Source organism: Microbacterium kunmingense (assembly GCF_023155745.1).
Taxonomy (GTDB): domain Bacteria; phylum Actinomycetota; class Actinomycetes; order Actinomycetales; family Microbacteriaceae; genus Microbacterium; species Microbacterium kunmingense.
The window spans coordinates 23,825-44,606 of sequence record NZ_JAKNUS010000016.1; the positions used below are offsets into that span (position 1 = coordinate 23,825).

At 67.0% G+C, this 20,782-nt stretch carries 24 protein-coding genes; 14 read left to right on the forward strand and 10 right to left on the reverse strand.

Going from position 1 to position 20,782, the window contains the following annotated elements; all coding sequences use genetic code 11:
* Positions 1 to 14: 14 nt before the first annotated feature.
* The 4 genes from MA875_RS16900 to MA875_RS16915 are packed head-to-tail and all read right to left on the reverse strand — an operon-like array spanning position 15 to position 3,294.
* Complete coding sequence (locus tag MA875_RS16900; RefSeq protein ID WP_005049577.1) at positions 15 to 293, reverse strand: YHS domain-containing protein; 279 nt, start codon at positions 291 to 293, stop codon at positions 15 to 17.
* Between the two features lie 25 nt (positions 294 to 318).
* Complete coding sequence (locus MA875_RS16905) at positions 319 to 2,610, reverse strand: heavy metal translocating P-type ATPase (protein WP_056518818.1); 2,292 nt, start codon at positions 2,608 to 2,610, stop codon at positions 319 to 321.
* Positions 2,607 to 2,960 carry a heavy-metal-associated domain-containing protein gene (locus MA875_RS16910; protein WP_248243415.1) on the reverse strand — a complete coding sequence of 118 codons (354 nt, stop codon included), beginning with the start codon at positions 2,958 to 2,960 and terminating at the stop codon, positions 2,607 to 2,609. Before MA875_RS16910 ends, MA875_RS16905 begins: the two co-directional genes overlap by 4 nt.
* 49 nt (positions 2,961 to 3,009) lie before the next feature.
* Positions 3,010 to 3,294, reverse strand: a complete 285-nt coding sequence (locus MA875_RS16915; protein WP_045246014.1) for a metal-sensitive transcriptional regulator — start codon at positions 3,292 to 3,294, stop codon at positions 3,010 to 3,012.
* A gap of 60 nt (positions 3,295 to 3,354) precedes the next feature.
* Between MA875_RS16915 and MA875_RS16920 the strand changes: the two genes are divergently transcribed.
* The 6 genes from MA875_RS16920 to MA875_RS16945 all read left to right on the forward strand — a co-directional run bounded on the left by MA875_RS16920 (position 3,355) and on the right by MA875_RS16945 (position 7,480).
* A complete protein-coding gene (locus MA875_RS16920) occupies positions 3,355 to 3,942 on the forward strand; it encodes an AAA family ATPase (protein ID WP_248243416.1) in 588 nt (195 codons plus the stop codon).
* On the forward strand, positions 3,942 to 5,597 hold the full coding sequence (locus tag MA875_RS16925) for an ABC1 kinase family protein (RefSeq protein WP_056207406.1): 1,656 nt from the start codon (positions 3,942 to 3,944) through the stop codon (positions 5,595 to 5,597). Before MA875_RS16920 ends, MA875_RS16925 begins: the two co-directional genes overlap by 1 nt.
* Before the next feature lie 80 nt (positions 5,598 to 5,677).
* Positions 5,678 to 5,824, forward strand: a complete 147-nt coding sequence (locus MA875_RS16930) for a hypothetical protein (RefSeq protein ID WP_248243417.1) — start codon at positions 5,678 to 5,680, stop codon at positions 5,822 to 5,824.
* Between the two features lie 5 nt (positions 5,825 to 5,829).
* The gene (locus tag MA875_RS16935; RefSeq protein ID WP_248243418.1) at positions 5,830 to 6,321 is read left to right on the forward strand and encodes a hypothetical protein; all 492 of its coding nucleotides are present in this window, start codon (positions 5,830 to 5,832) and stop codon (positions 6,319 to 6,321) included.
* The gene (locus MA875_RS16940) at positions 6,318 to 6,575 is read left to right on the forward strand and encodes a DUF2933 domain-containing protein (protein WP_056518825.1); all 258 of its coding nucleotides are present in this window, start codon (positions 6,318 to 6,320) and stop codon (positions 6,573 to 6,575) included. The genes MA875_RS16935 and MA875_RS16940 overlap by 4 nt, the downstream gene beginning before the upstream one ends.
* A complete protein-coding gene (locus MA875_RS16945; RefSeq protein ID WP_248243419.1) occupies positions 6,572 to 7,480 on the forward strand; it encodes a DMT family transporter in 909 nt (302 codons plus the stop codon). The genes MA875_RS16940 and MA875_RS16945 overlap by 4 nt, the downstream gene beginning before the upstream one ends.
* Positions 7,481 to 7,891: 411 nt before the next feature.
* Here MA875_RS16945 and MA875_RS16950 read toward each other — a convergent pair whose 3' ends face one another.
* Both MA875_RS16950 and MA875_RS16955 read right to left on the reverse strand, forming a co-directional pair.
* Positions 7,892 to 8,698 (reverse strand): hypothetical protein, encoded by an 807-nt coding sequence (locus MA875_RS16950; protein ID WP_248243420.1) that lies wholly within the window; start codon positions 8,696 to 8,698, stop codon positions 7,892 to 7,894.
* A gap of 217 nt (positions 8,699 to 8,915) precedes the next feature.
* Entirely contained in the window at positions 8,916 to 9,725 is an 810-nt protein-coding gene (locus MA875_RS16955) for a hypothetical protein (protein WP_248243421.1), read from the reverse strand.
* 129 nt (positions 9,726 to 9,854) lie between these two features.
* Between MA875_RS16955 and MA875_RS16960 the strand changes: the two genes are divergently transcribed.
* The 3 genes from MA875_RS16960 to MA875_RS17885 all read left to right on the forward strand — a co-directional run bounded on the left by MA875_RS16960 (position 9,855) and on the right by MA875_RS17885 (position 11,849).
* Positions 9,855 to 10,283 carry a hypothetical protein gene (locus tag MA875_RS16960; RefSeq protein ID WP_248243422.1) on the forward strand — a complete coding sequence of 143 codons (429 nt, stop codon included), beginning with the start codon at positions 9,855 to 9,857 and terminating at the stop codon, positions 10,281 to 10,283.
* Positions 10,283 to 11,485, forward strand: a complete 1,203-nt coding sequence (locus MA875_RS16965; RefSeq protein WP_248243423.1) for a hypothetical protein — start codon at positions 10,283 to 10,285, stop codon at positions 11,483 to 11,485. Before MA875_RS16960 ends, MA875_RS16965 begins: the two co-directional genes overlap by 1 nt.
* Positions 11,486 to 11,564: 79 nt before the next feature.
* Positions 11,565 to 11,849 (forward strand): helix-turn-helix domain-containing protein, encoded by a 285-nt coding sequence (locus MA875_RS17885; RefSeq protein WP_248243424.1) that lies wholly within the window; start codon positions 11,565 to 11,567, stop codon positions 11,847 to 11,849.
* Here the strand turns inward: MA875_RS17885 and MA875_RS16975 are convergent.
* The 4 genes from MA875_RS16975 to MA875_RS16990 are packed head-to-tail and all read right to left on the reverse strand — an operon-like array spanning position 11,803 to position 18,191.
* Entirely contained in the window at positions 11,803 to 14,196 is a 2,394-nt protein-coding gene (locus MA875_RS16975) for a TniQ family protein (protein ID WP_308221548.1), read from the reverse strand. The two genes, MA875_RS17885 and MA875_RS16975, sit on opposite strands and share 47 nt — an antisense overlap.
* 40 nt (positions 14,197 to 14,236) lie before the next feature.
* Positions 14,237 to 15,358 carry an AAA family ATPase gene (locus MA875_RS16980; RefSeq protein WP_248243426.1) on the reverse strand — a complete coding sequence of 374 codons (1,122 nt, stop codon included), beginning with the start codon at positions 15,356 to 15,358 and terminating at the stop codon, positions 14,237 to 14,239.
* Positions 15,355 to 17,472: a TnsB C-terminal domain-containing protein gene (locus tag MA875_RS16985; RefSeq protein ID WP_248243427.1), complete on the reverse strand. Its 2,118-nt coding sequence runs from the start codon at positions 17,470 to 17,472 to the stop codon at positions 15,355 to 15,357. The genes MA875_RS16980 and MA875_RS16985 overlap by 4 nt, the downstream gene beginning before the upstream one ends.
* Positions 17,469 to 18,191, reverse strand: coding sequence for a TnsA-like heteromeric transposase endonuclease subunit (locus MA875_RS16990; protein ID WP_248243428.1), 723 nt, complete (start codon positions 18,189 to 18,191; stop codon positions 17,469 to 17,471). Before MA875_RS16990 ends, MA875_RS16985 begins: the two co-directional genes overlap by 4 nt.
* A 249-nt stretch (positions 18,192 to 18,440) precedes the next feature.
* Between MA875_RS16990 and MA875_RS16995 the strand changes: the two genes are divergently transcribed.
* From MA875_RS16995 to MA875_RS17015, 5 genes are all read left to right on the forward strand, one after another.
* Positions 18,441 to 18,794 (forward strand): MarR family transcriptional regulator, encoded by a 354-nt coding sequence (locus MA875_RS16995; protein ID WP_248243429.1) that lies wholly within the window; start codon positions 18,441 to 18,443, stop codon positions 18,792 to 18,794.
* A gap of 56 nt (positions 18,795 to 18,850) precedes the next feature.
* The gene (locus MA875_RS17000) at positions 18,851 to 19,246 is read left to right on the forward strand and encodes a hypothetical protein (protein WP_248243430.1); all 396 of its coding nucleotides are present in this window, start codon (positions 18,851 to 18,853) and stop codon (positions 19,244 to 19,246) included.
* A 28-nt stretch (positions 19,247 to 19,274) separates the two neighbouring features.
* Complete coding sequence (locus tag MA875_RS17005; protein WP_248243431.1) at positions 19,275 to 19,679, forward strand: hypothetical protein; 405 nt, start codon at positions 19,275 to 19,277, stop codon at positions 19,677 to 19,679.
* A gap of 109 nt (positions 19,680 to 19,788) precedes the next feature.
* Positions 19,789 to 20,493 (forward strand): hypothetical protein, encoded by a 705-nt coding sequence (locus MA875_RS17010; RefSeq protein ID WP_248243432.1) that lies wholly within the window; start codon positions 19,789 to 19,791, stop codon positions 20,491 to 20,493.
* A gap of 48 nt (positions 20,494 to 20,541) precedes the next feature.
* Complete coding sequence (locus MA875_RS17015) at positions 20,542 to 20,724, forward strand: helix-turn-helix domain-containing protein (protein ID WP_248243433.1); 183 nt, start codon at positions 20,542 to 20,544, stop codon at positions 20,722 to 20,724.
* Positions 20,725 to 20,782 lie beyond the last annotated feature (58 nt).

Consider the following 20,782-nt stretch of genomic DNA (forward strand, 5'->3'; position numbering starts at 1 on the left):
GGTTATCTGGCCGGTCAGGCGGCGTGCGCGTAGCGGGCCGGGTCGGCGTCGAACAGCGGCCCGCACTCGGCGCAGCAGAACCAGTACCGGCTGCCCTGGTAGTCGCGGAACAGGCCGCGCTGCTCGGCCCAGGCCGGGTCGACCTGGTTGCCGGGCATCACCGGACAGGTCACCAGGTTCGTCGCCCCCGCCGGCGGCTCGTGATGGTGATGCTCGTGCGCACCATGCTCGTGTCCTCCATGGTCGTGCCCGTGCGTGTGGTCGTGCCCGGAGTGGTCGTGGTCGTGGGACATGGTGTGTCTCCTTCTCGAGCGATGGTTAGGCCTGGACGGGCGCGGGCTCTCGGGTGGCGGGGGCGCCGGCACGGGTCGGGGTGGGCAGGGGGCGGAAGCGGCGCAGGCGGAGGCTGTTGGTGACGACGAACACGCTGCTGAACGCCATTGCCGCGGCGGCGAGGATGGGGTTGAGCAGGGCGAGCATCGCGACCGGGATCGCGGCGACGTTGTACGCGAACGCCCAGAAAAGGTTCCCCTTGATCGTGCCCAGGGTGCGGCGGGCCAGCCGGATCGCGTCCGGGACCAGCATCAGGTCGCCGGAGACGATGGTCAGGTCCGCGGCGGTGATGGCCGCGTCGGTGCCGGTGCCCATCGCGATCCCGAGGTCGGCGGCGGCGAGGGCTGCGGCGTCGTTGACGCCGTCGCCGACCATCGCGACCACCCGGCCCGCGGCCTGCAGGTCGCGGATGGTGTCGAGCTTGCCCTGTGGGGTGACCCCGGCGCGGACGTCCTCGATCCCGGCCTGGTTGGCGATCGCGCGGGCGGCGCCGGGGTTGTCGCCGGTGAGCAGGATCGGGGTCAACCCGAGCTCTCGGAGCCGGGTGACCGCCTCACGGCTGGTGGGTTTGATGGTGTCGGCGACGCTGATCGCCCCGCGCACCTGCCCGTCCCACGCCACCACCGTGACCGTCGCTCCCGCCGCCTCGTCCGCCGCGATGGTGTCGGCGAGCTCGGCGGGGATGGGGAGCGCCCATTGGGTGGTGATCCAGGAGGCGCGGCCGGCGGCGACCAGGCGGCCGTCGACGATGCCCTGCACGCCCTGCCCGGCCACCGCGGCGAACGATTCCACTGCCGCGAGCGGGCCGCTGGCCGCGTTGGTGATGGCGCGGCCGATGGGGTGTTCGGAGCCGTGCTCGAGCGCCCCGGCGACCTGCACCAGCTCCGTCTCGTCGGTCCCTGCGGCGGGGTGGGTGGCGGTCACGGTCATGGTGCCGGCGGTGATGGTGCCGGTCTTGTCCAGCACCACGGTGTCGATGCGGCGGGTCTGCTCCAGCACCTGCGGTCCGCGGATGAGGATGCCCAGCTGCGCGCCTCGCCCGGTGCCGACCAGCAGCGCGGTCGGGGTCGCGAGCCCGAGCGCGCAGGGGCACGCGATGATCAGCGTCGTCACCGCGGCGGTGAACGCGACCTCCGGGGAGGCGCCGACCAGCAGCCACACCGTGAACGCGACGATGGCGAGGGCGATGACGATGGGGACGAAGATCGCGGAGACCCGGTCGGCGAGGCGCTGCACCTGCGCCTTCCCGGTCTGCGCCTCCTCCACCAGCCTGGCCATCCGGGCCAGCTCCGTGTCCGCGCCGACCCGGGTGAGCTCTACCAGCAGTCGGCCGCCGGTGTTCACGGTCGCTCCGACCACCTTCGAGCCGGGGGCGACTTCGACGGGGACGGACTCGCCGGTCAGCATCGACTCGTCCACCGCGGAGACACCCTCGGTGACGACACCGTCGGCGGGGATCTTCTCCCCGGGCCGCACCACCACGATGTCGCCGGGCACCAGCTGGGCGACGGGGACGCGCTGTTCGCTACCTGTGCGGAGGACGACGGCGTCTTTCGCACCCAGCTCCAGCAGGGCGCGCAGAGCCTCCCCGGATTGCCGCTTCGCGCGGGTCTCCAGGTAGCGGCCGAGGAGGATGAACACCGTCACCAGGGCGGCGACCTCCAGATACACCTCGTGGCCGCCGGACTGCGGGGTGCCGACGAAGGTCACGCTCATCCGCATCCCGGGCATCCCGGCACCGCCGAAGAACAGGGCGTAGAGGGACCAGCCGAACGCGGCCAGCACGCCGAGGCTGATCAGGGTGTCCATCGTCGCCGCACCGTGGCGGGCGTTGATCGCCGCGGCACGGTGGAACGGCCACGCCCCCCACACCACCACCGGCGCCGCAAGGGTCAGGGTCAGCCACTGCCAGTAGGTGAACTGCAGCACCGGGATCATCGACAACACCGCCACCGGCACCGCCAGGACCGTCGAGACGATCAGCCGCTGCCGCAACGACACCAACTCCGCATCCCGCGGCACCGTGGCCTGTTCATCGGGGGCTTCGGTGGCCGGTGGGGCGGGGACGGAGGCCCCGTACCCGGCCTGCTCGACCGCCGAGATCAGCTCCTCCAGCGGCACCGGGGACTCGGCGTGCACGCGGGCTTTCTCGGTGGCGAAATTGACCGTCGCCGCCACCCCCGGCAGTTTATTCAGCTTCCGCTCCACCCGGGTCGCGCACGACGCGCAGGTCATCCCGGTGATGTCGAGATCAACATCCGTCGTCGTCGTGGTCATGACACTGAGGCGAGGCTGTAGCCGGCCTCCTCGACCGCCTCCCTCACGCGGGCAGCGTCCACCGGGGCGGTGCTGGACACGGTCACCGTCGAGACGCCGCCCGCGTGCAGATCGACCTCGACGCCGGAGACGCCGTCGATGGCGGAGACCTCCTCGGTCACACTGCGCACGCAATGCGAGCAGGTCATCCCTTCCACCAGGAACTGCGCCGACACGCCACCCACCCCAGGCTGAGCCGGCGGTGCAGCCTCGGCCTTCGCCGCGGTGCCGTGCGTGGTCGGGCTGCAACACGCGCAACCGCCGCCGCTAGTCGCCTGCAGTCCGAGGTCCTGGAATCCGTGTCCGGTCATGATGTGCTCCTTTCGCGAGCATTGAATGAATGTTTGTGGGGACGAATGTTTAGGAGCGGACCAGCCGCGCGATCGCGGCGTTCGCCTCACGCAGCTTCTCCTCCGCGACGGGGCCACCCTCGGCGGTCGCCTGGGCGACGCAGTGCCCGAGGTGATCCTCGAGCAGGGTCAGCGCGACCGACTCCAGCGCCTTCGTCACCGCGGAGACCTGGGTGAGGATGTCGATGCAGTACACGTCCTCATCGACCATCCGCGCGATCCCGCGCACCTGACCCTCCGCACGACGCAACCGCGCCAGCAGCGCCTGCTTGTCATCCACGTATCCGTGTGCCATCTCGTACCTCCACCTACAATCTACCATACCCTGTAGGGGTACAGGGTGTAGGGTGAGGTCATGACCGGCATCCAGGAGCCGCGGCCCGCACAGCCCACCCGTTGGCACGTCGTGACGGGCGGTCCCAGCTCGGGCAAGACCACCACGGTCAACCTGCTGCGCGACCGCGGATACACGACCACGATCGAGCACGCCCGGCACTACATCGACCTGCAACGGATCACCGGGCGCAGCACTGCGGAGGTGCGGGCACGGCAGAGCGAGTTCCAGCGCGCGGTCGTAGACATGCAGATCGAGCAGGAGCACTCCCTCGACCCGCAACAGACGGTGTTCCTGGACCGTGCCCTGCCGGACTCGCTCGCCTATTACCGCTTCCTCAACCTCGAGCCCGACACCGCCCTGCTGGGCGCGCTGGCCGCCACCCGGTACGCGACGGTGTTCCTGCTGGACCTGCTCCCGCTGGCGCCCGACTACGCGCGCACCGAGGACCCCGCCGCGCAGCGGCGCATCCACGACCTGCTCGGGCAGGTGTATGAGGAGCTGGGTTTCCCCGTCGTCACCGTCCCCGCGCTCGCCCCGGACGTGCGCGTCGAACTCATCCTGGAACGAGCATCGGCCGACGGGCCAGCTGAGAGGGGCGTGAGCTGATGGGCGCGGGGGGTAGCCGGTACCGGCAGATCGGGGCCGTGCTGCGCCGGCACGGACTCGGCGTCCTGGCCGGCGTGCTGGGCCTGGGCGGCTTGGTGCCGTTCCACCGCGGCGCCCTCGGACACGCCCGGCAGGAGGACCCCTACACGAACCCGGAGCATGTGCGGGTCGCGTTGGAGGAGCTCGGGCCGACGTTCGTGAAACTGGGCCAGATCCTCTCCACCCGGCACGATCTGCTCCCCGCGGCATGGGTCGCCGAGTTCGCCAAACTGCAGGACGACGTCGCCGCGGCACCGTGGGAGGGCATTCGGGACGTGCTCCGTGAAGAGCTCGGCGCCGACCCAGAGCACGTGTTCGCCCAGTTCGACCCGGTGCCGCTGGCGGCGGCGTCCATCGGGCAGGCGTACGCGGCAACTCTTCACGACGGCACCGAGGTCGTCGTGAAGGTGCGCCGGCCCGGCGTGGTCGCGCAGGTGCATGAAGACCTGGACATTCTCCGCAACCTCGCCGACCGCGCCGACCGGCGCTGGGATGCCATCCGGCAGTACGACCTGCCCGGGCTGGTGGAGGAGTTCTCCCGCACGCTGCGTGCCGAGCTGGACTACCTGCAGGAGGCCCGCAACGCCGAACGGTTCGCGCAGGAGTTCGCCCACGCGGCGCGGGTGCGGATTCCCCGCGTGCACGGGGAGACCACGACCTCGCGCGTGCTGACCCTGGAGCGGATGAGCGGGGTGCGGATCGACGACCTGGAGGGCCTGGACGCCGCCGGCATCGACCGGGTCGCACTCGCGCGGCTGGGTGCCGACATCGTGCTCACGATGGTGTTCGACAACCGGTTCTTCCATGCCGACCCCCATCCCGGGAACATGTTCGTGCAGCCCGACGGCGCGCTCGCGCTGATCGACTTCGGGATGGTCGGGGAGCTCACCGAACAGACCACGGACGGCCTCGCCGGCATCGTGCTCGCCTTCACCCGCGACGACCCGGACGCCCTCACCACCGCCCTGATAGAACTCTCCCGGACCGCCGACGTCGTCGACCGGGCAGGGCTGCGGCAGGCGATCACCGCGTTCACGGCCCGCTACCGGGGCCGTTCGCTGTCGGAGATCAGCCTCGCAATCATGCTCCAGCAGCTGCTCGGCATCCTGCAGCAGCACCAGCTGCACCTTCCGCAGGAGACGGCGCTGCTGTTCAAAGTGCTGATGATGGCCGAAGGGACCGCGGCGCGGCTGGATCCGGACTTCCAGATGCTCGACGCCCTGCAGCCCTACGCTGAGCAGCTCACCCGCGCCCAGCTGTCCCTGCCGGCTCTGGCCCGGCGATGGGCGCGCGCGGGAGCCGACACCGGGGCACTGCTCACCGAGCTGCCCGCCACCCTGAGCCGGCTCCGGCATCTCCTCGAAGACGGCGGGTTCGAGGTGCACCTGCGCGCGACGGAGCTGGAACCTCTCGTCGGGCGCGCCGAACGCGTCGGCAACCGTGTCGTCGCGGGAATGATCGCCGCCGCGCTGATCGGCGGGATCGGCACCCTCGTCGGCGGGAACACGAAATGGCGCTCCCGGGAAGGCGTCCTGATCGGCGCCGGGACCGGCACGATCGGCGCGCTCGGCGGCTACCTGCTGTGGACTCTGCGGCGCCGCCGGCCCCGCCACTAACCCGTGCGCGGCCTCGAGAACACCATGAAAAGGGGAAAGGGAGATGGGACAGGATCAAAGTCGGCGTCAACGGATACGGCGTGATCGGCAAGAGGGTCGCCGACGCCGTCCACGCCCAACCCGACATGCAGTTGACTGGCGTCGCGGACATCATCACCGACTGGCGCATCAGATCCGCCGCCCGCCTCACCCCGACCCGTGGGAATCGCACCTCGGCGGCATCATGAACACGATGGTTCCCGAACCGGTCATTCCCTCCCACCAGGGTCCGGACGCGCGCACCGTGATTCCCGGCCTGGACGTGGTCACGATCGCCGCGAAGGGCGCGCACACGCATACCCACAACCACTACTGGACCCTGCAGCTGACCCGCCGCGCCTCACGCGACCCGATCCTCGACGCGTTGCGCGCCGCCCCCCGCATCGCGTTCATCCGCATGTCCGACGGGCTCGTCGCCCTCAACTCCACGGTCGAGCTGATGCGCGACTTCGGCCGACCCCGCGGGGACATGTGGGAAGTCGCGGTCTGGGAAAAGCTCGTCACCGTCGACGGCGACGAGGCATACCTCACCTACCAGGTGTGCAACGAGGCGATCGTCGTCCCCGAGACCATCGACGCGATCCGTGCCCTCACCGGCACCGTCACCGACCCCGCCGCCTCCATCCGTCTCACCGACAACACCCTCGGCATGAGACACGACTTCCTCGCCGCGGAGCGGTCATGACCACCCCGCACGCCGGACCGCCCCGCCCTGGACGCGTGTGGATCTGGGGGATCATCGCGCTTGCCGTCGCCGGGATCGTCATCTACCTGGTCATCGACCACTGGACCCACCTCGCCGCGGCCGCCCCCTACGCCGGCATCATCGTGATCGCCCTACTGCACCTGTTCAGCCACCGCGGACACGGAGGCCACGGACGACACCGTGAACAGACCCGTCACGACCACACGAACCCGCCCCCCGACGACGACGCATGAGCACCCCCACCGCGGCCGGCACCGGACGGCGGGCGCCGAGCCCGTGGCGGATGCTGGGGATCACCTTCGCGTGGGGGTCCTGCTTCGTCGCGATCAGCGTCGGGCTGCAAGATGCGCCGCTGCTGTGGCTCGCAGCACTGCGCGCCCTCGTCGCCGGTGCCGCTCTGCTGATCCTCACTGTCATCCGCCGCGCGCCCGTCCCCCGCGAGGTACGCAGTTGGACGCTGATCGGCGTGCTCGGCGTCGTGAACGTCGCCATCGCCTACGCCGCCATGTTCGGCGGCACCATCGGCCTGACAACGGGCGTCGCGTCCGTGCTGGCCAACGTCCAGCCCGTCCTCATCCTGCTGCCCGCCTGGTGGCTCTACCGCGAACGTCCCTCCCTGCGATCGGTGGCCGCGATGCTCACCGGGCTCGCCGGACTCCTGCTCATCGTGCTGCCCGCCGGCGCCGGGACCGGGGCATGGCTGTCCCTCACCGCCGCCGCCGCCGTCACCGCCGGCACCCTCATCAGCCGCGCCGTGCGCGCCGACCCGTTCCTCGTCGCCACCGTGCAGCTGCTGCTCGGCGGCGGGATCCTCCTCGTCGCCGCCGCGATCGTCGAAGGTCCGCCGGTCATTGAATGGACGCCGGGATTCGTGCTCTCCCTGCTGTGGATGTCCCTGGCCGGCACCGCCGCGACCACCGTCGCCTGGTACGCCGAGACGCAGCGGTCCCGGCTCGACATCCTCACAACATGGACGATCCTCGTGCCCGTCTTCGGGATCGTCCTGTCCGTCGGGCTCTTGCAGGAGACCCAGAGCGTGCTCGGCTGGACCGGCACCGCCATCGTGATCGGCTCCGTCGCCCTCCTCACCATCCCCGGCAGACACGCTGACCGCGCGTCCCGTCGGCTTGAAGGTTGAGCGCCCGCCTGGTGGCGCCCCGCCACCACCCATCAAACCGACGTCCCAGCCCTGGCCGGGTGATGTAGTCGTCAAGCTGGTCGGACATGCCGGCGACGTGGCCGCAACGAACAGCCCGAGATGCCGGTACACACGACCCATCGGACAAAACGAATAGCCCGTCCGCCCGCCGCCGGTGGAAATTGCAGCTCCTATCGAGAACCTTCACCCTGGCGGTCCGTCGCGCAGAAGGACGGCGCCCGAGAGTTGTGTAGGAACCGCTCAGAGATGTCCGAGTTGTTCGCGATAGTCCGCGGGTGGCCGGGGCGAAATGTCCGCGATCCGAGCGCGCAATCGTGCCACGACTTGTCCGCGGAGGCGGCTATGCGGTCCGGCGCTCTCGACCAACGAGAACACGTAGCACTCCGCTGGTTACCTCGCGAAGCAGACCGTGTCGCCAGCAAGCCCATCGACGCGCAACTCGTACCGGACGTCGTCGAGGTCGGCGACGTTCCACTCGTCCGTGAAGGTGAGCGATTCGCCGGGCGCGACGTCCTCAGCACCGTAGCCGGTTGGCCATTCGCCGTAATTGATCACCGAAGTGTCCATGTCGGTCGCCGGAACTGCCAGGGCAAACAAAGTCGGATCCCAGGTTCGATCCTCAGACAGGTTTGCGATCGTTACCGTGAACGCCGCGTTCGCCTGGGGATTGCTTCCCTCCGGAAGCACAGTCGGTGCTTCCACTGTGATGGTGACCGGGATGTTTCCCTGCGTATAACGGAGCTCGATCGGAGCTGCGTTGGCGAATCCACCGCCATCCTCGCACCAATACGGCAGATCGACCGTCGCGGTCTCGGGGTCTTCCTGATCCGAGGCTTCGGGTGAAGGCTCCGCTTCGTCGGGGAAGGAATGGTAGTTGACCACGATCTTGACATCGCGCTGAAAGACCTCGCCCTTCTCGAACGATGCCACGCCGCCGATCTCGACCTCGTCGACCTCCTCGGGCTTGTTCAGCCAGCCAGTGATGAGGTCACCAAGCGCGTTGGTTTCGATACTCGTAAACCCAGCCGCCTCGAGTGTTTCGACCACATCCGTGTACAGCTCACCCTCGAGGTCCGCGGACGACGCTGGCATCCGCGCCTCGTCGGACGGTAATGCCTCGGATTCCGACCCGCTACACGCCGCGAGCGACAGCGTCATCGCGATAAGAAGGCTGGCTGCGAGAGCACGCATGGTCATCCCCGTCGTTCCCCAAATTCTCGAGCATCCGACGTTCGGACCCGATCACTGATGACCACCCTAGATGGGCCTATCCCATACCCGATCACTTGCGACAGCAACATCCCGAGGGTGATGCCGATGCTCTTGCCGCGTTACGGTCCACGGCTGTCTGGCAGAGTCGGCACGCTCCTGACCTCAGTCAGCCCCACTGGGGTTTGTATCGGATACCACTTCTTCAGCCCGAAACTCGGCCAGATGCTCCGGATCCATCGAATTGATCAACTCCGCGAGATGAAGTTGATCGACGAACGGCTCGTGCTCGGCACCGACCCAGTACGTAAATGTCGGGCGCATCCCACGAAACGGAAAGGTGGGTGGAGTCCCCATGGGCGACCGCGGAAAGTGACGAGTAGAGAGCACCAACGGCCGGAATCTCGCTGAAGACGCGCTGCGAATATTGATAGTTCGTCTTGGCGTGGGAGCGGCCGACCGTGACGACAGCGATGTCGTCTTGGGTCTTCCCCCGCTTCTCGCGGCGCTGGACACGCACGTGCTGATCCGCAAGCTCGACAATCAGCATCTCGCGGATTCGAGTCGCGCGCTCAGCGACCTGCGCCCCGGATGTGGCGATGAGATTCTCTAGCCCTCGAAAGAGCGAGGCGTAGCCGCGCGCGGCGCGTTCGTCGGCGTTGACGTCGGCGAGCATCCAGCTGCAAGCAGCTGCGACTTCGGCGATTCCGCGAGCTATGAGCGTGGCCGGGAGCGTGTAGAGCGTGTCGGCATCCATCACGATCTCGAGGCCGCGCAGATGTGATCTGAGGGCGTTGCTGGTCGTCTCCACGTACTCAACTCGCTCGTCGAAGGCCCGATGGTGAAGCTTGTTCGATGCCGCGTCCAAGTCCTGGGCATATGCCGTTGCTGACTCGGCCGCAAGCATTTGGTTCGCGAGGCCCTTGAGTGTGCGCTCGACGTGCGATCTCGATCGAACCAGTACCTCGCGCGCTGCAGCCGCCACTACCTGAAGCCGTTCCTCATCTCCATCCACACTCTGATGATGGCTGAGATCGCAGGGGTGCAGCGGCTAGCTCTCACCCGCGTGGCTGCATGTCAGGCTGATAGCCTCCATGAACTGGATGCGGGCATGGCGTCCTTCCTCGAGGAGTACTGATTTGGCATGACCCACCTGCGCCTCAGCAATCCGCCTGGCTCGCGATTCACGACCTGCAACGGTCGCAACTACTTCAGCCATCCCCACCATCGAGACCGCGGGATGTCGAACACGAAGTCGATCTGGGCGATCGCAGATGAGGTCGAGTGCCACGTCTTTTGCGACACCGAGGCCAGGGAGTCGGCGAAGGTCGCCGCGCCATCGCAGGTGTGGGCGGTAGCCGCTGACCTTACACAGCCGTTCGGCACGAGGGGCGAGGTTCTCGCCAGATTCTTGCCGCCGCAAGCAGGATCTGCCGATTGGCACGGTCACCCAGTTGGAAAGGGGAGCCCCGGAACGACCAAGACCGCGCCGGCCGATGTCATTGCGGACTGGGAGGCCAGCGGTTTGGTGTCACATGCGCTCGCGAAGAAGTTGCGCAAGCAGGTGATGTGATGGACATCCGTCGCCTCACTTTGCGGATTCCCGGGCTATGGGAGGACGCCTGGCTATATAGAGAAAATCTTCTCGTTTGGGACCGCCATGGGCAGCTCTTCTACGTCCCGATCCACACCCTTTGGAGGCGAGTCGAGCAAGCGCGGGATCATCACCACGCTGTCTTGGCCGACCACCTTGTGTTCCGAAGCGAACGGAAGTCCTCTCACGAGTTTCAGGATCTACTCGCCATCCCATCAGTGAAGCGCGAGTTCGTTGCGCCGCTCACAACGACCGCCGAGGTCATAGTCGAGATCGACGCCTCCGACTTCCGGCAGGCTTCGATCGAGGCGACGCCGGGCAACCTCACCGACACCGTTGCGTACGGCAACAGGCTCTTCACGACGAGTGATGCCGGCGTGTTCGAGACGCAGTTCGACGCTCGCTACGACGAGGGCTCCCCGCTTCTTCAAGTGCACTCGGCTCCAGCGACCGCGATCGTCGCCGGAAACGGCCAGTTCGCGGTCTCACTTGGCGAGGTCGGCTTGCTGTCCCGCGAGGTGGGATTCGGAGATGGCTACGGGTGGATCGACTCGGCACAAGAGGCGATCCTCGAAACGCTGGCACCGTACTCACGCCACGTGACGCGATCCTCCGTTCACCTGGTCAACTATGGTGAGTCACCCATCCCGGACTTCATCCGCGCCACCACGCACGTGGAACGCCGTCCGAATGGGTTCACGGAAAACATCATCACCGAGTTCAGTGAACCGGCCTCACTCGACGAGTCGCTCCGCCAAGTGGTCGGACAAGACATCCCGTCAGACGAATTCCGGCCAGGTGAGGCGTTTGATGTTCTAGGCAACGCGAACTACCGGCTTCTTATCCAGATTGGCGACGAGGTCAGCGTGCTGAACATGCTTGCAACGCGCGACCGGCCCCTTCGAGTGAACCCATACCGCCGGATCGACGTCGGCGACGAGCTACCGAGGACCCTCAATCAAGCTCTCTCAACGCAGGCGTTGCGCTCGGGGTTCCTCGTCGAACACGTGGGAGGCGTCCACGTTCTTGGCGACTCCGGCGTCATCGAGCTCGCGAACGAACTAGTCGTGCAAGCTCGCACGTTCCCTGCCTCCCGCCGCTACGTCGACACGGTTGTCCTGGTGCGAGAGGGCAGCTTGGATCTTGTTGGCTTCATCGACGTTGATGGGACAGGCGCCTAAACCAAGTATCGACACCCTCCAGCAGGAATGCCATACAGATTAGGCCATACCGACACAGGTTCGCGGGAACGCTGGATCGGTGGCGAAGCGGACCAGACCCGAGGATGCGGCCTGGAGCGACTACGCCGGCCAGCTCGCCACGAACCTTCAACGGCTCCGCCACGAGCGCGGACTCAGCCAAGAAGACGTTGCGTACCGGTCCGGCCTGACCCGCTACACGTACCAGAAGTATGAGAAGGGCGAGTCGAAGCCAGGCACACCGGCAAACCCGACGATCCGCACTCTGCTCGCGATGTCGCAGGCGCTTGGTGTTGAGCTCACTGAGGTCCTTCCGCAAGACGTGCCGGATCTTCGGCTTCGCTGACTTCGAAGGCCCGCTTCAGCTCGCGGGACACTTCGGCGCCAAGCTTGGTGAGGGCAAGTGGCTGACCTCGGAACGCGCGCTCGATCAGCGGGCCACCGGCATCCACCCCGATCCGCCGTATCTGGTTCGCGAGGATGCTGAGTGTCACTCCGAGCTCGGTCGCGGCGGCGGTCATCGTGGCGTGACGAGTAACGATAAGGAATCGTTCGGCGCGCTGTGTGGCGTCCTGACCGAGAAGGATCCGGCGCAGTAGCGGCGAGTCGCCGGCGCGTGGGTCGACCCGGATCGCGCTCGCTCTACTCGCGCTGCCGCGGGCTCGGCGCAGGATTCCGGCGGCCTCGAGGTGGCGGTTGATCGTGGTCATCGTCACGCCGACTTCGGCGGCGATCTCGGGGATGGTGTGGCGCTCGTCGACGTAGCGCCGCCGAAGCCAATCCACATCGATGTCAGCCCTCGGTCGACCACGGTGGGCCTCGACGCCGGCGTCCTCGAGTACGCGGCTGACTGTCTGACGTGCGACGCCGTGTTCAACGGCAATCTCGCGGACAGAGCGTCCCGCGGAGTACGCCGCAACGGCGCGGGTCGACTTCACCGCGGCACGTGCAGGGCGAGCTTGCGGCCATTCGCCCCCGCCTGACGTGGCGACATCCACGATCACACCGGCGAGCTCGAGGTTCGGCATCCACGACACTGGCTCATCGATGCGCCGCGCCTCCAGGAATGCGGCCGCCGTGTCGTTGAGCGCACGGGACACGGTCTCCGGGAGTCCTTCGCGAAACGAGCAAACTTCAGCGAACGAGGGGAAGCCCACCTCCCGAGAGAAGGGCGCCCGCGCCACGCGATTGCCGCTGAGCAGGGCGTAGACGTGCGCGCGAGCAGCCTGCCACCGCCGATCTCCGCCCGGCAGCACGTTGGCCGTCCGGCAGATCTCGTGCCACCCGCCGCGGGGCAGGATGCCGGAGTAGTCGACGACCCGCCGGCGTGCGAAGTCGATCGGCGTCGATGTCTCATCGAGGAGCGCAGCGAGCCGAGCGATCGCGCGGATGGTCTCGGCCTCCGGTGCGTTGCGGCCGAGAGAGCGCATGACGTGACTGACCTGGCGGCTCTGAGCGACCGGGTCGAGGAGCTTGATGGCCGCGCCGTGAGTGAGGCGCGTGCCGACGAAGACCACTGCAGCTGCCAGCGCTCCGCCGGCGATCTCAGCGTCCAGCCGTCGCGGTGCGAGTCGGGCAGTCCATTCGGGCCAGAGCACGGCGGGAAGTTTCGCAGCGCGAGCTTCCGGGTTCGTTGCTGACACCTTCATCGCCTGGAGGGTGGCGGTGGGCCGTCGAGTCCGGCCGAGCGCGCGACTGACATGGTCGCGCAGCGGTGGCGAGTAGTGGTCGAGCGCCGTGTGGACGCTGACGCGTCCGCGCAGCAGGTCGGTGATCCGTTCGCCTTCCTGTAGCGCTTCGAACGCGATGGTGTTGCCGAGCGCGACCTCCCTGGCTGTGCTGGGCCGCAGACCGACTCGGCCGTTGCGCCGGTGCGACGTGATCTGGCCGGCATCGGTCAGGCTTGCCGGCATCCATTCGAATCGCTCGCCATCGACGAGCGCCTGCCGTCCGGTGCGAGACAGCAGCAGCATGTCGGAGAGAACCTGGATGGTGCTCGGTCGGGCGTCTGCGTAGATTCCGAACTCGCCGATGCCAGTGGCCACGACCCTCAAGATCCTGCGCTGCGCTTCGCGCGTCTCGGACTCCGCAGCTGCGAACTCCGAGCTCGAGGTGAGGGCCGCACCACAACGCGCACGGATATCGGGTGCCCCAGTTGCGGGCCGGTTGTGGCAATGCCCCGGCTCAGGTACGAGCGTGAGCGGGTGCCCGATGAGCCGCGGAGGCTGACCGCACTGCGGGCACACGTCGACGAGGAGCCGCCTGTGGCGCAGGCACGCGAAGCCGAACGGGAACTGCCACGACAAGCGCCATCGTCCCCCTGAGTCGGCGAGACACTCGGGGCAGTACCGCGCAGCCACGCCGGTGCTCGGGCAGGACGCGCTGATCCGACCCTGCGGGGTGAGGCGAATGGCGTTCGCTGCGAATGTGGTGCGGGTCATCGCGAGGAACTCGTCGCCCGGCCGGCCGGTCGTGCGTTCCAGGTTGAGGAGCTGCTGCGGCTCAAGTGCGGTCGACCACGCCCGGGCAGACTGGGGGCCTGCGCGGGGCACTCCGTCCGCGTCGATCAACCCCAGTGCACGCGCCATCTCTCCGACGGTTGCTCCGTAGCTGTGTGCCATGAACTCGACCCAAGAGTCGAGAGGTTCATCCGGGAGCGGCATCGCGATATGCGGCAAGCGACGCAGGCTCATGCGCTGGCCTCACCGCGACGCCATGAGGCACCCGGCTGCGTCATGCGACGGCCTGCGACTTGCTCCGCTTGGCGGCACCGCGCTTCTTCTCCTCGAGCTCCTTCGCGACGATCTCGCGAGCGTCTTCGGCTGCGACGTCGATCTCGATCTCGTCGAGAACCTCTCTGGTCAGCTCTTCGGTACCGTCTCGCATCGCATGCACGGCTCCGAGGGTGATCAGCTTGAAGAGCGACCCGATCATGCCGGTCGACCGTTCGTAGAGGTAGTCCGCCTGCTCCCGAAGCATCCGAGGTCGCGCGTTGGCCAGCACGAGGTGCGTCTCGATCGTGCCGAGGAGCGAGAGCCAGGTCTTCCGGTGCTCTCCGATCGGATGCGCAAACGCTGGGAGTTCCAGCCGCGTCCAGCGTCGAGCAATCTGCGACATGGCAAGTTGCTTTGTCGTCTTGCTCTCGCTGAGCAGTCCCGTGGCGGTCATGTTGACGCCGGTGAACAGAAAGGTGGCGGGGTACTCGTTGGCGAGCCACTTCAGCTCGTTGGCCAGCGCGACGCCCTCGTCCGTGTGGATCTTCAGGAAGTGGACGTCGTCGACGATGATCAGGCGGGTTCCGTGCCGGCGGACCGATTCCGCAGCGAGGGTGGCGAGGTTGCGGTTTCGCAGGTCCCGGGTCCGCGCCGCGTCGGCGGAGGGATGGTTGTAGAAGTTCAGGATGGCCTCGTTCAGTGCCCGCGTCGTCGTGCGTCCCTTGAACGCCACGTGGCACACGGGGATGTGAAGCGTCTGCCCGTCATCGAACTCGCTCCCGTGCCTCATGATCTGACGGCGGTGAAACGCCCGCCCGAATGCGTCGACCGCCGTGGTCTTGCCCAGCCCCGGAGGGGAATCGATGACCGCGGCACCCTTGACGCGCGACGGGCCCTGCTGGTTTGCGTCGAGGAGGTCCCACAAGCGCACATTGAGCCGCTTGACCTGCGGCGTCGTCACGAGGAAGTTCGCGTGGTACCGCTCGCGGTGGTAGTCGTAGGCGACGCGCTCATCCTCTCCGAGTCTCTGGATCTGCTTCGCGGACAGGTGCTCGGGCTTCTCAAGTGCCGGCCCTTCTGCGAAGTGCCGCCACCCCTCCCACCGCGAGAGGAGTTCGTCACGCTCGAGTGGAAGGATCACAGGTCCTCCAGCAGGTCGAAGTCGTCGAGGTCCTCGTCCATGAGCTCCGTGGCACTGAGTGCCAGCGGGTCATCCTCAGGGTCGCCGCCAGTAGACGCGAGCGGCACCAGCCCGAGCTCATCGCTCAGATCCGGTCCGGCCACCTGTTCCGCAATCTGCCGAGCGATGTGCGGGAAGAAGGGAGCGTCCGGCCCCTCCGCAGTCTCGGCGAGTTGAGCGGCAAGCCGCGCACTGATTCGCTTCTCCGCGGGCGTGCTCGCGCGTCCGGCACCCCACCGCTCGAGCAGCTGGCCGAGCGCTTCGGACACATTGACCCCGTTGCGGCGGTCGAGGGCGATGCCCTTGGCGTACTCGAGGGCGTCGAGGCTGAATGGCACCGGCACTTTCGGCGCGTGCTCCCAGCGCAGCACGTGCCAGGAGTTGTCGTCGGGGTCGTTGAAGTAGATCTGTGAGAAGTCGTCGGGGTTGACGGAGAATTGCCACTTCCGCTTGTCCTTCGCCATCGCGCGCGACCGGTCGTAGTACTTGCCCACGATGTCGCCGTTGTAGCGGAGCGTGCTGATCTCGACGCCGTAGTGGTTGAACTTGCGCTTCACAACGGGGAGCATCTCGAGGAGCAGGTTGGGGTTCGACGGGACGCGAATGCGACCAGCCACCGCGATCCCCTGCTCGAACTTCTGCGCGGGGCTCATCTTGGCTGCAGGCAGTTGCGAGTCGACGAGTCCGCCGTGCGGGCGAAGGTGGTAGACCGTGGCGATCCATTCACGGATAATCTGCTCAAGCTGCGGGATCGTGTAGACCGCCTCGCTCTCGGGCGCCTCGCCGCGGGATGCGATGTCTTTGCCCTTGTAGCCGGGCAGCTCCTGCAGCATCTCGTCGATCGTGCGAAACCAACGCTCGACCCAGGCCTTGTCGGTGCCGGTGTAGACGTGTGCGGGCTGGATGGAGATCCCGAGCCGCTGGCACACGCTGGCGACATGGATCGACATGAACGGCTTGCCGTGATCGATGATGATCGTGTCGGGAAGGATGCCGGGTCGACGGAATCGCAGCGCCTTCAGGTTCTCGACGTCGATGACGATGTTCTCCGGCACGCCGTGGAACGGCCAGGTGGCGCGGTCACCCCATTCGGCTGGCATCTCGCGCGGCGAAAGCGCCTCCATCAGCACGCCCGCAACATCCACCGCCTTCGTGGAGACAGGGGCAAGCCGGAGCCCGAGGATGGACCTGTCGTAGAGGTCGAGGGCGACGGTCAGCTCGGCGCGCATCCACTTGCCGGTGACGGACGCGACGCCGAAGACGTTGAGCGGTGTGGTGTCGAGCACGACGTACTCACCGGGTCTCGTCGCGACCAGTCGGCCATAGGGCACGGGCGGCCGCGTGTTGATCGATCGCTGCGCCCGCATGCTGGCGCCGAAGGTGCCCTTGCCGCGTGTGAGCTCGGCGACCGCATCGCGAGCCGTGGAGTCGGACGGGATCCGCACGTCCTCGTCCGGGTACTCCCGCTTGACCCTGGCCAAGACGATCGCGAGCGTGGTCGTGACGCTGCGCTTGGCGCCTCGAACGTTCTCCTCGACGACGCGTCGGCATATGTCGACCCAGCGGGGGTCGAGTCCGGAAAGCGCCGGGGTCCACACGGTCTTGCGGAAGTCGAGCAGCGCGAGATCTTCGCCTTCGTCGAAGCGAGCGTCCCAGCGCTTCAGCGTCTTCGGGCTGACTCCAAGCTCTACGGCCTTGGTACGTCGGCGCTCGTGGATAGTGGTGAGCTTCGGGTTGTACTCCGGTCGAGGCTCGTGCGACTGAGCGAGTGTCGGCATCCCGGACACGAAACCGGTGCGCATCTCTCGTACGTGCTCCGCCTTTCGACGTGCCTCGTCACGCTGCGCATCGGTCGCGTCCGCCCAGACGAGAGCGAGGGGTGTGAGCGCGGCCTCCTCGGCAGGCAATCCGAACGCATCGATCGCATCGCGAAGCAGTTCGACGAGTCGCACTCGTCGGGTCTTCTTCGCGCCGTCGACCAGCACGACGGCGTCACCTGCGAGTTCGATCACGGTGCAGAGACAGCCGTCGAATGAGACAGTGCTGCCGACGCGGATGTCGAAGGTGTGGCTCATGGTGCCTCCAGTGCAGTGTCGTTGGCCAGGGCGGACGTGAGGTCGCAGAGGATCGCGCGGCGCCAGATCAGGTGAAGCACGACCGCTCGCGCATAGGGCATGTCGCCCAACGCGGCGCCCGCGCTCCGCATGGCCGCGCCCAGGGTGGGCGCCGCGCCGATCGAGGTCTCCGCGGTTTCGACGTCACGCTGTGGGAACTGCCAAAGCCGTCGGTACCCGGCCAGGAAACGGACGTTGGAGAGGTAAGCCGGGTCCGGTTCGCTGACGATCCGGTATCCCCATCCGCGCGATTGGATGATGTCGCCTGCCCACTGGAGCGCAGCCGCGATCTCAGGGTCCTTCAGTCGGCGCTTCGGCTTGACCTCGATCACCGTGAAGCGTTGGTCGCCGTGCTCGACCATGTAGTCGGGCACGTAACTCCGCTCGGCCCCGTCTCGGTCCGCGATCAGCTCAAACGGCTGCGAAGCGATGCGAACCACGCGATCGTCGAAGTCCTCCAGCAGCAGGGCCGCGAGTTCGAGGCGACTCTCGTACCCGACGAAACCGCCGGTCGTGGCAGACCAGTATCGCCCTGGGTAGTGCCGCTGACCTCGGTGCCAACGAAATGTTCGCCGCGGGTCAGCGTCGAAGACGTGACGCGCGTCGAGATCCGCGAGCTCACCTCGCTCGAGTTCACTCCCCCCGAATCGGAGCGTGTACTTCGGGGCTGGCTTGGACACGCGACCTCCTACGAATTGCGAGTGCAGAGTCATAATTCTTGACTCGTTAACGTACGAAGGCCTCCCGCGTTTCCTCGCTTCGACACGCGGTCCGAACGCTTCGTGTTGAGATTTCTCGTACGCCGAATGGTGCGGGTAGTGAATGTGACATTTACGCTGGGTGCGTCAGATACACAACACGCGCCACGCCGTCGGACCACGCCCCGCGATGCTCCTGCTGCGCTGAGTGCCTCGTGCGAAAATGAGGCGGTGGACACCGTGCCGAGCGAACAGAGCGAGGAGCTTTCGAAGCTTGCCTTCGGGAGCAACCACATGCTCGCGCTCATGGCCGAGATTGCCCGGTCTTCTGACGGGAAGTTCTCCACGCCCTCGGTCGCGGCCGCGACGGGATTGTCGACCAGCACGATCCACGCCCTGCTGAAGCGCCTCAAGCAGTTGGGTCTCGTCCGGCGAACGGATGAGGTCACGCCCGAGCGGGTCAGGATCTACCAACGCGCGGTGCACCCGACATGGGATTACGCGCTACGGCTCGAGGCCGAAGCAGATGCTCGCGCAGCGGGGACCTTCACGATCCAGTGGGAGCCGACGCCAGCCGGGCGATAGTCCGCACGGCCTACCCATGCCCCGCGGATGCCTAATCGGTGTGGCATCCTTCCTCTATGAGCGTTGGCGAGGACCACTATGAGTCGTTCGCGACCGCCGTGGAGGATCCTTACTTCGGCGCGCTCCTGGGAACGATCGAAGAACCGGGAGGCGCAGCGACCGCGAACCACGCCGGCCTGCTGACCTTGGCCTGGTGGGATGAACATGGCACGGGACCGACTTGCGCAGAGCTGATGAGCGCCGTCTTCGAGATCGACGATTGGGATGCCGCGATCGCTGATCCGGGACGCGCGCTCCTCGAACGCCACGAACAACTCGACCTCCTGCAGCGCTGGCTGATCAGCTACTGGACCAGGCTCGGAACGATCTCGTTCATCCCCGGATACGACGACATCGTCAGGCCCGGACGCATCGACGCGACGGCCGAGGCGGATCAGACCGAAGCCGAGTAGATTGGTCGGTTCGGATCAAGGAGGACACGTGCGAGAGACCGTGATCGGTGACCGCTGCATCACGGTCACCCATGACCAAACCGAGACCACCGAGTACGGCGTCATCCAGCGATTCCTTGTCGGAGTGTCCGGCTCGAATGCCGTCACTCATCTGTCGATCCTGCGACCGTCCGCGGTCGTCGACGCGCGCGTGGTGGCGTCTGCTATCGACACCGAACTGCTACTCGAGTACGAGGGGAGCGCGGATTCTGGTCTGCTGCGGGATCCGGACATCCGACTCTGGCGCGACCAGCATCGTCGACTTGTCGAAGAGACGCTGGACCGGCTCCGCGACGAAGCGAGAGACCTCCCCCCTGAGCCGATGAGCGACATGGAACGGCTGCTGCTCCGCGCGTTCGACACGAGCGGCGACGATGAGGTTCGCGGTGCGTGACTATCCGACGTTCGGCTTCGACCAGGTCGACTTCGTCACCTCCGACACCCACTTCAGCCACGCCCGCATCAGTTAGCTCGCCAACCGTCCGTTCAGCACGGTCGAGGAGATGGATGCCGAGCTGATCCGCCACTGGAACGAAGCCGTCGACCCCAACGACGTCGTGCTGCATCTCGGCGACCTCGCGCTCGGGCCGATCGCCGAGTCACTGCCCCTGACCGCGGGACTGCACGGTCGCCGATTCCTCGTGCCCGGCAACCACGATCGCGTCTCACCCGCAACCCAGTCGAAGCGGGCGATCGAGAGATACACGCCCATGTACGAGGCGGCGGGGTGGGAGATCCTCCCAGAGGTGATCGAAGGGACGCGCCACGGGTACAGGATCATTGCCTCGCACTACCCGTACGGCGGTGACAGCCAGGAACAGGATCGACACACCTCGCATCGCCCGCGCTGGGACGACGGCATCCCGCTGCTCCACGGCCACACGCATGCGCGCGACCACGGCCCGAACGGTCACCAGTTTCATGTCGGCGTCGACGCCCACGGCTTCGCCCCGATCCCGTTCAGCGTGATCGACGCCTGGATTCAGAGCCTGCCGGGAATCGAGACCCGGCTCCAGACCGCGATCCGCGAGGCGCGCGACCTCATCGCCGACCTCGACGACACGCCGGGACCAGCCATGGACCAGATGTTCTACATGCAGGCCTACGACGTGCTCCACATTCAGCTCGAGGAGCTGCTCGACGCGATCGACGGCGAGGGCACGACACGGGCGAATGGCAACGACTCAGAATCTGGCCGCTCTGGATAGGATCGGTCATACCCGGAAACATCCGGCTCAATCCGCAGGGGGGCGTGAATGTCCGAGCCGTGGCTCTCTGCCGACGACATCGCTGAGCACTTGGGCGTGACCAAAGACACGATCTACGCCTGGATCTCCGACAAGGGGATGCCCGCGCACAAGGTCGGCCGACTTTGGAAGTTCCAGACGAGCGAGGTCGACGCCTGGGTGCGTCGCGGGGATGCCGGCGCCACAGACTAGCCCCTGATCGGCCACGATGTCGGCGGCCCGAAATATCCTGATCAACTTGCCAACCGAG